This window comes from Cupriavidus sp. SS-3 (genome assembly GCF_035818815.1).
Lineage (GTDB): Bacteria > Pseudomonadota > Gammaproteobacteria > Burkholderiales > Burkholderiaceae > Cupriavidus > Cupriavidus taiwanensis_C.
Genome location: NZ_JAYLVT010000012.1, coordinates 146,493 through 158,230 on the forward strand (window position 1 = coordinate 146,493; position 11,738 = coordinate 158,230).

11 protein-coding genes are annotated in these 11,738 nt (G+C 67.1%); 3 read left to right on the forward strand and 8 right to left on the reverse strand.

Annotation, left to right across the window (positions count from 1 at the left end; all coding sequences use genetic code 11):
- Positions 1–68: 68 nt before the first annotated feature.
- From pilQ to pilM, 5 genes are read right to left on the reverse strand one after another with little or no spacing between them, the layout of a single operon-like run.
- On the reverse strand, positions 69–2,204 hold the full coding sequence (gene pilQ / locus U9J39_RS19440) for a type IV pilus secretin PilQ (RefSeq protein ID WP_326347802.1): 2,136 nt from the start codon (positions 2,202–2,204) through the stop codon (positions 69–71).
- On the reverse strand, positions 2,201–2,749 hold the full coding sequence (locus tag U9J39_RS19445; protein WP_115681313.1) for a pilus assembly protein PilP: 549 nt from the start codon (positions 2,747–2,749) through the stop codon (positions 2,201–2,203). The genes pilQ and U9J39_RS19445 overlap by 4 nt, the downstream gene beginning before the upstream one ends.
- Complete coding sequence (locus U9J39_RS19450; protein WP_115711115.1) at positions 2,746–3,417, reverse strand: type 4a pilus biogenesis protein PilO; 672 nt, start codon at positions 3,415–3,417, stop codon at positions 2,746–2,748. Before U9J39_RS19450 ends, U9J39_RS19445 begins: the two co-directional genes overlap by 4 nt.
- A 2-nt stretch (positions 3,418–3,419) precedes the next feature.
- Positions 3,420–4,085: a PilN domain-containing protein gene (locus U9J39_RS19455; protein WP_115711117.1), complete on the reverse strand. Its 666-nt coding sequence runs from the start codon at positions 4,083–4,085 to the stop codon at positions 3,420–3,422.
- A 17-nt stretch (positions 4,086–4,102) separates the two neighbouring features.
- On the reverse strand, positions 4,103–5,173 hold the full coding sequence (gene pilM, locus U9J39_RS19460; RefSeq protein ID WP_172581788.1) for a type IV pilus assembly protein PilM: 1,071 nt from the start codon (positions 5,171–5,173) through the stop codon (positions 4,103–4,105).
- A 399-nt stretch (positions 5,174–5,572) separates the two neighbouring features.
- Here pilM and U9J39_RS19465 point away from each other — a divergent pair, with 399 nt between their 5' ends.
- Positions 5,573–7,948, forward strand: coding sequence for a penicillin-binding protein 1A (locus U9J39_RS19465; protein WP_116313188.1), 2,376 nt, complete (start codon positions 5,573–5,575; stop codon positions 7,946–7,948).
- 84 nt (positions 7,949–8,032) lie between these two features.
- Here U9J39_RS19465 and cyaY read toward each other — a convergent pair whose 3' ends face one another.
- Positions 8,033–8,368 carry an iron donor protein CyaY gene (gene cyaY, locus U9J39_RS19470; RefSeq protein ID WP_062801950.1) on the reverse strand — a complete coding sequence of 112 codons (336 nt, stop codon included), beginning with the start codon at positions 8,366–8,368 and terminating at the stop codon, positions 8,033–8,035.
- A gap of 145 nt (positions 8,369–8,513) precedes the next feature.
- Between cyaY and U9J39_RS19475 the strand changes: the two genes are divergently transcribed.
- Together U9J39_RS19475 and lysA are read left to right on the forward strand one after the other, a co-directional pair.
- Complete coding sequence (locus tag U9J39_RS19475; RefSeq protein WP_115681510.1) at positions 8,514–8,735, forward strand: hypothetical protein; 222 nt, start codon at positions 8,514–8,516, stop codon at positions 8,733–8,735.
- A gap of 2 nt (positions 8,736–8,737) precedes the next feature.
- Positions 8,738–9,997, forward strand: coding sequence for a diaminopimelate decarboxylase (lysA, locus tag U9J39_RS19480; protein ID WP_326347803.1), 1,260 nt, complete (start codon positions 8,738–8,740; stop codon positions 9,995–9,997).
- A 26-nt stretch (positions 9,998–10,023) separates the two neighbouring features.
- On the opposite strand, the gene msrQ is transcribed toward lysA, so the two are convergent.
- Together msrQ and msrP are read right to left on the reverse strand one after the other, a co-directional pair.
- Positions 10,024–10,722, reverse strand: coding sequence for a protein-methionine-sulfoxide reductase heme-binding subunit MsrQ (msrQ, locus tag U9J39_RS19485; protein ID WP_326347804.1), 699 nt, complete (start codon positions 10,720–10,722; stop codon positions 10,024–10,026).
- Positions 10,722–11,723, reverse strand: coding sequence for a protein-methionine-sulfoxide reductase catalytic subunit MsrP (gene msrP, locus U9J39_RS19490; RefSeq protein ID WP_326347805.1), 1,002 nt, complete (start codon positions 11,721–11,723; stop codon positions 10,722–10,724). Before msrP ends, msrQ begins: the two co-directional genes overlap by 1 nt.
- Positions 11,724–11,738: the final 15 nt, after the last annotated feature.

Consider the following 11,738-nt stretch of genomic DNA (forward strand, 5'->3'; position numbering starts at 1 on the left):
CGCGCGGCGCAAAAAAAGGCCGCATCGGTCGATGCGGCCTGCCAGTCTACTGTATCCGGCGCCCGGCGCTACCTGAGCGACACGCTTTCGTTGAGGATGCGCGGGGTCAGGAACACCAGCAGCTCGGTCCGGTTGCGGACCTTGGCGTTGTTCTTGAACAGGTAGCCGAGCACCGGGATATCGCCCAGCAGCGGCACCTTGTCGACGTCGGTGGACTCGGTCTGGGTGTAGATGCCGCCGATCACCACGGTGCCGCCGTTCTCGACCAGCACCTGGGTCTGCACGTGCTTGGTGTCGATGGCAAAGCCCGAGGTGGTCTGGATCCCCACGCTGTCCTTGTTCACGTCCACGTCGAGCAGCACGTTGCCTTCGGGCGTGATCTGCGGCGTCACCTCGAGCTTCAGGTTGGCCTTGCGGAACTGCACCGAGGTGGCACCGCTGGACGTGGCGGCCTGGTACGGCAGTTCAGTACCCTGCTCGATCAGCGCCTTGATGTTGTTGGCCGTCACCACGCGCGGGCTGGAAATGATCTTGCCCTTGCCGTCCGCCTCCAGCGCCGACAATTCCAGCGCCAGGAAGCGCGTGGCGGCGCTGTTGAACAGGCTCACCGCGATATTGGCCGGGTTGGTGCCGTTGATGGATCCCGCCGGCAGGCTCAGGAACGGGCCGTTGTCGGAGGTCGCCCCCGGCAGCACGTTGTTGTAGGTGTTGCCGACGCGGGCATTGTTGTACTGCCCGGCAAAGCCCAGCTTGACGCCCAGGTTGCGGCTGAAGGTATCGGTGGCCTCGACGATGCGCGCCTCGATGATGACCTGGCGCACCGGGATGTCGATCTTGCCGATAAAGCTCTGCACCTCTTCCAGCTTGGAGGCGATATCCGACACAAAGAGCTGGTTGGTGCGCGCATCGGCCGTCAGCGAACCGCGCTTGGACAGCATGCGCGTGCTGGCGCCCGCCGCCCCTGCGGAACCGATGGGCGCGGCCGCGCCGCCACCGGCCCCCATGCCCAGCAGCATCCTGCGCACATCCTCGGCGCGCTGGTAATTGAGCTGGAACACCTGGCTGCGGATCGGCTCGAGGTCGTTGATCTGCTGCTGCGACTCGAGCTCCAGCTTCTCCTTGGTCTGCAGCTCCGCCTTGGGCGCCACCCACAGCACATTGCCGTTGCGGCGCGAGGCCAGCCCCTTCGCATCCATCACGATCTGCAGCGCCTGGTCCCACGGCACGTCCTTGAGCCGCAGCGTGATGTTGCCCTGCACGCTTTCGCTGGTGATGATGTTCAGGTTGGTAAAGTCGGCAAACACCTGCAGCAGCGAGCGGATGTCGATGTTCTGGAAGTTCAGCGACAGGCGCTCTCCCCGGTAGCCCGGGCCGCTGATCAGCTTGGTGGGGTCTTCCTTGACCGGCCGGACCTCGACCACGAACTGGGTGTCGGTCTGGTACGAGCTGTATTCCCAGTTGCCGCGCGGCTCGATGGTCAGGCGCGCATTGCCGTTGGCGTCGGAGGCGCGCATGCCCTGCACCGGCGAGCCATAGTCGCTGACGTCGAAGTGCCGCCGCAGGTTCTCCGGCAGCGTGGTGCCGAGGAAATCGACCACCACGTTCTTGCCCTGTTGCGCGATATTGATGCCCGACTCGCGCGAGGACAGGTCCACCACCACGCGCCCGGCGCCGTCCGCGCCCCGGCGGAAGTCGATAGCACGCACCGACGGCCGCCCCGCCGCGGCGCCAGGCGCCGTCGCGGCCGGCGCGAAGGTCGGCGCAGCGCTCTTGGCCGCCGGCGCCACGTTGTCCAGCGACACCACGAAGACATTGCCGCGCTGGTCGGTGCGATACGTGGCGCTGCGCGTCAGGTCGAGGATCACCCGCGTGCGGTCGCCGATCTGCATCACATTGGCAGACTTGACCAGCTTGCCGCCGTATTCATATTGCGCGCGCCGCTCGGCAAAGCCGGTATCGAAGAAGTCGATCGCGAGCCGTGCCGGATTCTGCGTGGTGAAGTCCGCCGGCTTCTGCGCCAGCGGCCGATCCAGTTCGACCACCAGCACGGTCTGTTCCCCGGTCGTGCTGACGTCCACCGACTTGATCCGGTTGCCTTGCGCCAGCGCAGCCGGTGCGGCGAGCGCAAGCCATAGCGCCAGCGCGGTGGCCATGGTCCTCATCACGGCGCCCGCGCGCGCACGATACCAGCGCGCGGGGGTCATGCCGCCGCGTCCAGCTTCAGGCTGGTCATTTTCTCTTTCCACTCGGATACCCCCTCCCGGACCAATTCGCGCAACACGATCTCCTGATCGGTGATGCGGACCACCCGGCCATAGCTCTGGCCGAGATACTGACCCACCTTCACATGGTGGATCTTGTTATCAACACGGACGATGCCGAAGGTTTCCCCCTGCTTCTTCATCATCCCGAGCATCTTGAAGTTTTCGAGCGGGTAGTCCTCGAGCGGCTCGCGGCGCCGGCCGGCTTCGGGCGAATCCGCCAGGGTCTTGTTCAGTTCGCCGATCTTGGCCTGCGCGAACGGCTCGGGCGCACTGGCCGCGGCGTATTCGCGCGGCACGTAGGGGCGGGCGTCGGGCACGGGCTCGGGCGGCTTGGTGCGGGCGCTGCGGGTCGCTTCCATCCACTGGCGCAGCGCATCCTCATCGCTGGCGCCGCAGGCGCCCAGCAAGCCGAGCGCCAGCGCCGCCGCCAGCGTGCGCCGCGACGCGGTCCAGGCCAGGGCGCGGGTTCGAACGGCACGGCTCATTTCGGACCTCCCGCCTTGGCGGCCGCCGCGGCCGCGGCGGCCTTGCGTTGCGCCGCCTGTTCTTCCGCGTCGAGGGCGCGGTAGGCCATCGCCACCGCCTCCATCGACAGCCCGCCATCCTTGGTATTGGCCAGCTGCAGGTTCTGCATCGACACGATCCGCGACAGCGCCGCGACGTCGGCATTGAACTGCGCCACCTCGTGATAGCGCCCGGTCACGCGCAGGTTCACCGGAATCTCGGCAAAGTAGGGCTTGATCACAGCCGCCTGCGGCTTGAACAGCTCGAATTGCAGCCCCCGCGCGACGCCGGCATGGTTGACATCGGCCAGCAGCGCATCCATTTCCGTCTTGTTGGGCAGCTGCCGCTCCAGCAGCGCCACGCGCTGCTCGACCTGCTTCTTCTGCTCGCGCAGCGCGTCGAGATTGGCCACCTGCGCCACCTTGGACTGGTACGCCTGCTTCAGGCTTTCCTGCTCCTGGCGCTGGCGCTCGAGTTCTTCGAACTTTGCGCTCCAGTAGAACTGCCAGCCCAGCAGCAGCACCACCGCCGCGGCCAGGACCGCGAATAGCACGCGCGGCGCGGCCGGCCAGGTCTCCGGCTCGTTCAGGTTGAGTCCGCGGAACTGGCTGGTCAGGTCAGCCAGGTTGATTTCGGTATTGAGCGCCATGGTCAGGCCTTTCCGCCCGCGGGTGCGGGGGCGGGGACAGGTACGGCGGCAGGGGCCGAAGCGCCCGCGGCAGCCTTCTTGCCGTCGGCCGGGGCCTCCGGCGCGCGGTACGCGAAGCGCATCGAGAAATCGAACAGCCGGCGCTGCTCGCGCAGGTTGTTGGTCATGGTGACCGCCTTGGACTCGACCAGCTCGGCCTTGTCGAGCCAGGCCACCCCGCCCAGGTTGCGCAGCAGCTCGGAAATGCGTTCGTTGGACTGCGCCACGCCGGCAATGGTGAAGGCCTCGCCGGCCTGCTTCAGGCTGGTCAGGTAGACGCCTTCCGGCACCTGCCGCACCAGTTCCTCGAGCAGCTGCACCGGGCGGTTGCGCTCGGTCTGCAGGCTTTCGACGGCCTTCTGGCGCTGCAGCAGCGCGTCGATGTCCTTTTTAAGACTGTTGACCTCGCGGATCTGACCGTCGAGCCTGGCGTTTTCCGCGCTCAGCACCTGGTTGAGCGCCACCACGGACGCGATGCGCCCGTCGATATAGACGCCGCCCAGCAGCACCACCGCCGCGCCCGCCGCGGCCGCTGCGCCCAGCATGGTGTAGACCTTCTTGCGCCGCGCCGCCTTGCGGGCTTCATGGTAGGGCAGCAGGTTGACCGAAGGCAGTGTGTTCGTTGACATCTCATGCCTCCGGTACGTTATTGCAGGCCGCGCAGGGCCAGGCCGGCACTGACGATATACGCCGGCAGGTCGCGCTGCAGGTAGCGCTCGTTGACCTTGGCGTTGGTCGCCATGTTGGCGAACGGATTCGCCAGCGTGGTGGTGATCTTGGTCTGGTGCTGGATTGCCGCCTGCACGCCGAACAGCGATGCGTGCCCGCCGGACAGCAGGATCTCGTCGACCCGGCCCAGGCTGGAACTGGCGATGAAGTTGCCGATCGCGGACTGCACCTCCATTGCCAGGGCATCGAGCGATGGCTTGAGCAACTGGGCGCGCCAGGCCTCGGGCAGCGTGTTCTTGCGCTTCTTGATCTCGGCCTTGAGCGCGTCGAGCGTGAACATGCGCGCCGCGCTTTGGGTAAGCTGGTCGCCGTAGCTGTTCAGCGGCTGCTCGTAGAGTTCTTTCCAGCCCTGGTAGAAGATGGCCTTGGAGCGGCTGCCGCCCAGATGGACTACCGCCACCACCGGCAGCGCGCGCGCGTCGGCCTCGGACATCTCTTGCGGCACGCCCAGCATCTGCACGATCGAGCGCTGCACCGCGTATTCCTCGACGTCCATCACCTGCGGCTTGAGGCCGGCCATTTCCGCCGCGGTCACGCGCTCCTGCACGCGATCGCTGTTGGCCGCGGTAACGCGCACGCCGATGCCACCCTCGGTCTCGCTGGGGCCGATCACGGCGAAATCGAAGTTGACGGCCTGCGACGGCGGATAGAGCCGGTGCGCCTCGGATTCGACCTGGGAATAGAGTTCGTCTTCGGACAGGTTGTCCGGCAGGCTGACCGTCTGCGATTCGGTCAGCATGGAGGGCACGCCCAGCACCACGTCCTTGGAGCGGATGCCGGCCTTGCCGAGCGCGCGCCTGAGCGCGATCCCGACTGCCTCGATATTGATGACGTTGCCATCGGCAACGGCATTGCGGTCCAGCAGTTCGCTGGCGCATTTTTCCAGCCGGTAGTCTTGCCTGCTGCCCCCCACGGAGAGCTCGACTACCTTGACACTGGACGACCCGATATCCACGCCGACCGTAGTCCGGCGCAGAAGCCCCGACAAAATGCCCCGACGCAAGGTGACCCCCTGACTTTTGAACTCGCCCCTGGCTTGAACGCTCTAATCGGGCGAGCCTAGTTTCTTGAATGAAACGTGTGCTTTTTATGTTGGCCGATTCTCACAAAATCCAGCATTGGTGGCAACGTGCCGAACTGGGCCGAACTTGTTTTTGAGAAGGCCCTCATCAATCCGTTGCCAAAACCCCACGGTCGTCGGGTTCCCTTCCATGCCTGCCTGTGCCGCGCGCTTCCCCCGTAGTCGCCCCCAACGTCGCCCTGCACGCCGGCATCCGTGGCCTTACATCTTGTAACAGCGCGATAGCGGCGCCCCCGCCACTGTGCGCCCGGGCGGGCCGATGCCGGAAGATATAATCGCGGGCACCCCTGACTAGGTATTTCCCTTATGGCCACAGCACAACACAAGCCGCCCCACCCTGCCCGCAGTTCGATCTGGACGCGGCTCATGTTCTGGGCGGTGGGACTGGTTGTCGCCGGTGCCGTCGTGATTGCGCTGCTGCTTGGCTACGCGCTGCTGGTGGCCGCGCCCAACCTGCCTTCGCTCGACACCATCACTGACTACCGGCCCAAGATTCCACTGCGGATCTACACCGCGGACAATGTGCTGATCGGTGAATTCGGCGAGGAGCGACGCAACTTCGTGCCCATCGCCGAGATTCCGGACGTGATGAAAAAGGCAGTGCTGGCGATCGAAGACGACCGCTTCTACGAGCACGGGGGTGTCGACTTCGTCGGCGTGATGCGTGCCGGCCTGGCCAACCTGCGCGGCGGGCTGTCGCAGGGCGCCTCGACCATCACCATGCAGGTGGCGCGCAATTTCTTCCTGTCCAGCGAGAAGACCTACACCCGCAAGATCTACGAGATGCTGCTCGCGTACAAGATCGAGGCCAACCTGAGCAAGGACCAGATCCTCGAGCTGTACATGAACCAGATCTACCTGGGCCAGCGCGCCTACGGCTTCGACAGCGCCGCGCGCGTGTACTTCGGCAAGTCGGTGCGCGATGTGACGCCGGCCGAGGCGGCGATGCTGGCCGGGCTGCCGAAGGCGCCGTCGGCGTACAACCCGGTGGTCAACCCGCGCCGCGCCAAGGTGCGCCAGGAATACATCCTGCAGCGCATGCGCGACCTGCGCTACATCACGCCCGAGCAGTACGACGAGGCCGTGCAGGCCGAGCTGAAAGTGCGCACCGAAGGCAACGAGTTTTCGACCCACGCCGAATACGTGGCCGAGATCGTGCGCCAGCTGATGTACGCGCAGTACCGCGAGGAGACCTACACGCGCGGCCTGACGGTCTACACCACGCTGACCAAGACCGACCAGGACGCCGCCTATGAAGCCGTGCGCACCGGCATCATGAACTACGAGCGCAAGCACGGCTACCGCGGTCCCGAGGCCTTTATCGACCTGCCCTCCGACCCGGCCGAGCGCGAGCAGGCCATCGACGATGCGCTGGTCGAGCATCCGGGCAGCGGCGACCTGCGCTCGGCCGTGGTCACCAGCGTGTCGCCCAAGCAGGTCAAGGCGACGCTGCTGTCCGGCGAAGTCGCGACCATCGAAGGCGCGGCGCTGCGCTTTATCTCGCCGTCGCTGTCGGCCAACGCGCAGCCCAAGATGAAGATGCGCCCGGGCGCGGTGATCCGCGTGACGCAGGACGAGAAAAACAACTGGTCGGTGACGCAGCTGCCGGAAGTGGCCGCGGCGTTCGTGTCGATCAACCCGCAGGATGGCGAGATCCGCTCGATGGTGGGCGGCTTCGATTTCAACCGCAACAAGTTCAACCGCGTGACCCAGGCCTGGCGCCAGCCCGGCTCGAGCTTCAAGCCGTTCATCTACTCGGCGGCGCTGGAAAAGGGCTTCTCGCCGGCCACGGTGATCAACGACGCGCCGCTGACGATCGGTCCCGATACCGGTGGCCAGGTGTGGGAACCGAAGAACTACGACGGCCGCTTCGAGGGCCCGATGACCATGCGCCGTGCGCTGGCCAAGTCCAAGAACCTGGTCTCGGTGCGGATCCTGCGAGCGATCGGCACGCAGTACGCGCAGGACTACATCACCCGCTTCGGCTTCGAGGCCGACAAGCACCCCGCCTACCTGCCCATGGCGCTGGGCTCCGGCGCGGTGACGCCGCTGCAGATGGCGGGCGCCTACTCGGTGTTCGCCAACGGCGGCTACCGCGTCAACCCGTACCTGATCCAGAAGGTGGTCGACGCGCGCGGCAACGTGATCTCCGAAACCCATCCGCAGCGCGCCGGCACCGATGCCGTGCGCGTGCTCGACGCCCGCACCGCCTTTATCGCCGACACCATGCTGCGCGACGTGGTGCGCTACGGCACCGCCAACAGCGCCAAGCAACGCCTGGGACGCAATGACCTGGCCGGCAAGACCGGCACCACCAACGACGCGGTCGATGCCTGGTTCGCCGGCTACACCCCCAACCTGGTGGCGATCGCCTGGATGGGCTACGACCAGCCCAAGAGCCTGGGCGTGCGCGAGACCGGCGGCGGCCTGGCGCTGCCGATCTGGGTCGGCTACATGAGCAAGGCGCTCAAGGGCGTGCCGGAGTCTCCGGAACGGCCAGCGCCCGAAGGCGTGCTGATGGTGGGCGGCGACTGGACCTTCGAAGAGAACGCCGGCGGCGCCGGCGTGGCGTCGGTGGGCCTGGGCGATCCGTGGCCGGGCAAGCCGGAAGAATCCACCACCCCGTCGGTCGATACCGAGTCCGAGAAACGCAAGATCCTGGAGATGTTCGGCGGCGCCTGAGCGCGCTCGCCAGACAGCAGAAAGCCGGCCGCGAGGCCGGCTTTTCTTTTTTGCGCTCCGGGGTCCGCCCCGGAGATGCCGGGGTCAGTGCAGGCTGAGACTGGCGCCCGCCTGCTCGCTGACGTAGCCCGACAGCGCCGCGTACAGTTCGCCGCCGTTGCGGGTATCGACCCAGCGCTCGCCCTCGCGGCGGAAGTGGAAGCCGCCCGCGCGCGCGGCCACCCACAGTTCCTGCATCGGCGCCTGGCTGTTGATGATGATCTTGGAACCGTTCTCGAATTCCAGTTCCATCACGTTGCCGGTGCGGCTGATTTCAATGTCAGCGTCGGCCGCGTCGGCGGCCGCCTCGACCGCGGCTTCGATGCGGTCCAGCTCGCGCGTGGCCAGGGCCAGGAACTCGCTTTCGCTCAAGGGGGGCATGCTAAACTCCGAGACCGCCGTTGCCGCCGCTGCCCGGACCGGGCGTACGTGGCGCGAACGGCTTTTTTTGTTAAGAATCCTCCGGATGACCGGCCATCGCGCCGGGTCATCCAACGCCTTGCCAACAAGCCAAAAGGACGACCCGATGCTGCGTCGTGTTGCGATTGTATCGGCGTTTGCCGCCGCCCTTGCGATGCCCCTGCTGGGCGGATGCGGTATCCGCGGGCCGCTGACCCTGCCCAAGGTGCCGCCAGAGCCGGCCCCGCCGACCGTGCCGGATCCGGGCCTGGGCCGTGCCGATGCCGTGCCGCCTGCAGCGACCACGCCGGCACCGGCATCGTCCCCCGCCGCCCCCACCACCCGATAACCATGACCGCATTTTTCCATCGCCAGGACGGCGCGCTCACCGTCGAGCAGGTGCCGCTGGCGCGTATCGCCGCCGAGTTCGGCACGCCGACCTACATCTATTCGCGCGCGGCGCTGACCGCCGCGTACCAGGCCTACGCCACCGCCTGCGCGGGCCGCAAGGCACAGGTCCAGTACGCGATGAAGGCCAACTCCAACCTGGCGGTGCTGCAGGTGTTCGCCCGCCTCGGCGCGGGTTTCGACATCGTCTCGGGCGGCGAACTCAAGCGCGTGCTGGCCGCCGGCGGCGATCCGCGCAAGGTGGTGTTCTCGGGCGTGGGCAAGAGCGCGGCCGAAATGGAACTGGCGCTGGCGCAGGACGTGCGCTGCTTCAACGTCGAGTCGATCCCCGAGCTGGACCGCCTGAACGAAGTGGCCGGCCGCGTCGGCAAGCGGGCGCGCGTGTCGCTGCGCATCAACCCCGACGTCGACGCCAAGACCCATCCCTATATCTCCACCGGCCTGAAGGGCAACAAGTTCGGCATCGCCTTCGAAGACGTGCTGCCGACCTACCGCGCCGCCGCCGCGCTGCCGCACCTGGCGGTGACCGGCATCGACTGCCATATCGGTTCGCAGATCACCGAGGTCGAGCCCTACCTGGAGGCGCTGGACAAGGTGCTGGACGTGGTCGAGGCGCTCGAGCGCGAAGGCATCAGCCTGGAGCACATCGACGTGGGCGGCGGCCTGGGCATCACCTACACCGACGAGACCCCGCCGGACATCACCGGCTTCGCCACCACGCTGCTGGAGCGCGTCGCCGCGCGCGGCCATGGCCACCGCGAGGTGCTGTTCGAGCCGGGCCGCTCGCTGGTGGGCAACGCGGGCGTGCTGCTGACCCAGGTGGAATTCCTCAAGCCGGGCGCGGCCAAGAACTTCTGCATCGTCGACGCGGCCATGAACGACCTGGCGCGCCCGGCCATGTACGAGGCCTACCACCGCATCGAGCCGGTGGCGCTGCGCGATGGCGCGGCGGTGACCTACGACATCGTCGGCCCGGTGTGCGAATCGGGCGACTGGCTCGGCCGCGACCGCACGCTGGCGGTGCAACCGGGTGACCTGCTGGCCGTGATGTCGGCCGGCGCCTACGGCTTCACCATGAGTTCCAACTACAACACCCGCCCGCGCGCCGCCGAAGTGATGGTCGACGGCGGCAAGGTGCACCTGGTGCGCGAGCGCGAGCTGGTCGAAGACCTGTTCCGCGACGAGCGCCTGCTGCAAGACTGATTCCCGCCGGCCCGGCCCGCCGCTGCTTATGCGGCGGGCTGGCGCGTCCCCGCGGCCGGCTTGCGCAGCCGCCACCACAGCCGCATCCCCAGCAGCACGAACACCACCGCGGCATAGATCGACACCTCGCCGAAGTCGTTCTTGCCCGCCTTGTGCCACCAGTAGTGCAGGATCGCCAGCACGGCGATGGCATAGACCAGCCGGTGCAGCGCCTGCCAGCGCTTGCCGCCGAGGCGGCGCACCATGCCGTTGGTCGAGGTCAGCGCCAGCGGCACCATCAGCATGAAGGCGGTAAAGCCGACCGTGATGAAGGGCCGCTTGTACACGTCCTTGATCATGTAGGCCAGATCGAAGCCGCGATCGACCCCGATCCATAGCAGGAAGTGCTGCAGGCCATAGAAAAACGCGAACAAACCCAGCATGCGCCGCATCCGGATCAGCCAGTTCCAGCCGGTCAGGCGGCGCAGCGGCGTGATCGCAAGCGTCAGGCACAGCATCACCAGGGTCCAGGTGCCGGTCGAACGCGTGACGAATTCGAGCGGGTTGGCGCCGTACTGTTCGGTCGCGCCCAGGTACAGCAGCCGCACGAACGGCAGCAGCGCCAGCAGCCACAGCACGAGCTTGAGCGCGCGCACCCGCTGCGGCGACAGCGTTGCCAGGCCTGCCGGCTTGCGCACGGCGGCCGCGGCGGTGGGGGAAGAGGTTGCCATGCGCTCGCCTTGCATCAGAAGAACTTCTTCAGGTCCATGCCCTGGTACAGCGCCGCCACCTGCTGGCCATAGCCATTGAACGGCAGGGTCTTGCGCTTGGGCGCGAACAGCGCGCCGAAGCCGCTGCCGCGCTCTTCGCCGATGCGGCGCTCGGTGGCCTGGCTCCAGCGCGGATGGTCGACGTCCGGGTTCACGTTCGAGTAGAAGCCGTATTCCTGCGGCGCGGCCAGGTTCCAGCTGGTCGGCGGCTGCTTGTCGACAAAGCGGATCTTCACGATCGACTTGGCACTCTTGAAGCCGTACTTCCACGGCAGCACCATGCGCACCGGCGCGCCGTTCTGGTTGGGCAGCACCTCGCCGTACAGGCCGAAGGTCAGCAACGCCAGCGGGTGCATGGCCTCGTCCATGCGCAGGCCCTCGCTGTACGGCCAGTCGAGCACGCCACTGCTGAGGCCGGGCATCTGCTTCTTGTCGGCCAGCGTGATGAACTGCACGTACTTCGCCCCCGGCTGCGGCTCGACGCGGCGGATCAGCTCGGCCAGCGGATAGCCGATCCAGGGGATCACCATCGACCAGCCCTCGACGCAGCGCAGCCGGTAGACGCGCTCCTCCATCGGCGCCAGTTTGGCCAGCTCGTCCAGGTCATAGACCTTAGGCTTCTTCACCAGCCCCTCGACCGCCACCTGCCACGGACGCGGACGCAGCGTGCCGGCGTGGCGCGCCGGGTCGGACTTGTCGGTGCCGAACTCGTAGAAATTGTTGTAGGTGGTCACCTCTTCGTACGGCGTGCGCTTCTCGGTGATGACGTAGGCGCTGTTGGGCGTGGCGGGCAGCCGGGCGCCATGCTGCCCTTGGGCGAAGGCCTGGCGCGCGAACCACGGCGCCAGCGTGCTGCCGGCGGCACCGGCGGCAGCGAGCGCCAGCATGCGGCGGCGCGCTTCGAAGACATGGCGCGGCGTGATCTCGCTGGCGGCAATGTCGCCGCCGCGCAGCCATTTGGGGGAAGGAATCAGCATGGTTTTCCTCGATTG

Excerpts from the sequence above, each read along its gene's own strand:
- pilQ (WP_326347802.1), bottom strand. The coding sequence starts at position 2,204 with ATGACCCCCGCGCGCTGGTATCGTGCGCGCGCGGGCGCCGTGATGAGG.
- U9J39_RS19445 (WP_115681313.1), bottom strand. The coding sequence starts at position 2,749 with ATGAGCCGTGCCGTTCGAACCCGCGCCCTGGCCTGGACCGCGTCGCGG.
- U9J39_RS19450 (WP_115711115.1), bottom strand. The coding sequence starts at position 3,417 with ATGGCGCTCAATACCGAAATCAACCTGGCTGACCTGACCAGCCAGTTC.
- U9J39_RS19455 (WP_115711117.1), bottom strand. The coding sequence starts at position 4,085 with ATGTCAACGAACACACTGCCTTCGGTCAACCTGCTGCCCTACCATGAA.
- U9J39_RS19465 (WP_116313188.1), top strand. The coding sequence starts at position 5,573 with ATGGCCACAGCACAACACAAGCCGCCCCACCCTGCCCGCAGTTCGATC.
- cyaY (WP_062801950.1), bottom strand. The coding sequence starts at position 8,368 with ATGCCCCCCTTGAGCGAAAGCGAGTTCCTGGCCCTGGCCACGCGCGAG.
- U9J39_RS19475 (WP_115681510.1), top strand. The coding sequence starts at position 8,514 with ATGCTGCGTCGTGTTGCGATTGTATCGGCGTTTGCCGCCGCCCTTGCG.
- lysA (WP_326347803.1), top strand. The coding sequence starts at position 8,738 with ATGACCGCATTTTTCCATCGCCAGGACGGCGCGCTCACCGTCGAGCAG.
- msrQ (WP_326347804.1), bottom strand. The coding sequence starts at position 10,722 with ATGCAAGGCGAGCGCATGGCAACCTCTTCCCCCACCGCCGCGGCCGCC.
- msrP (WP_326347805.1), bottom strand. The coding sequence starts at position 11,723 with ATGCTGATTCCTTCCCCCAAATGGCTGCGCGGCGGCGACATTGCCGCC.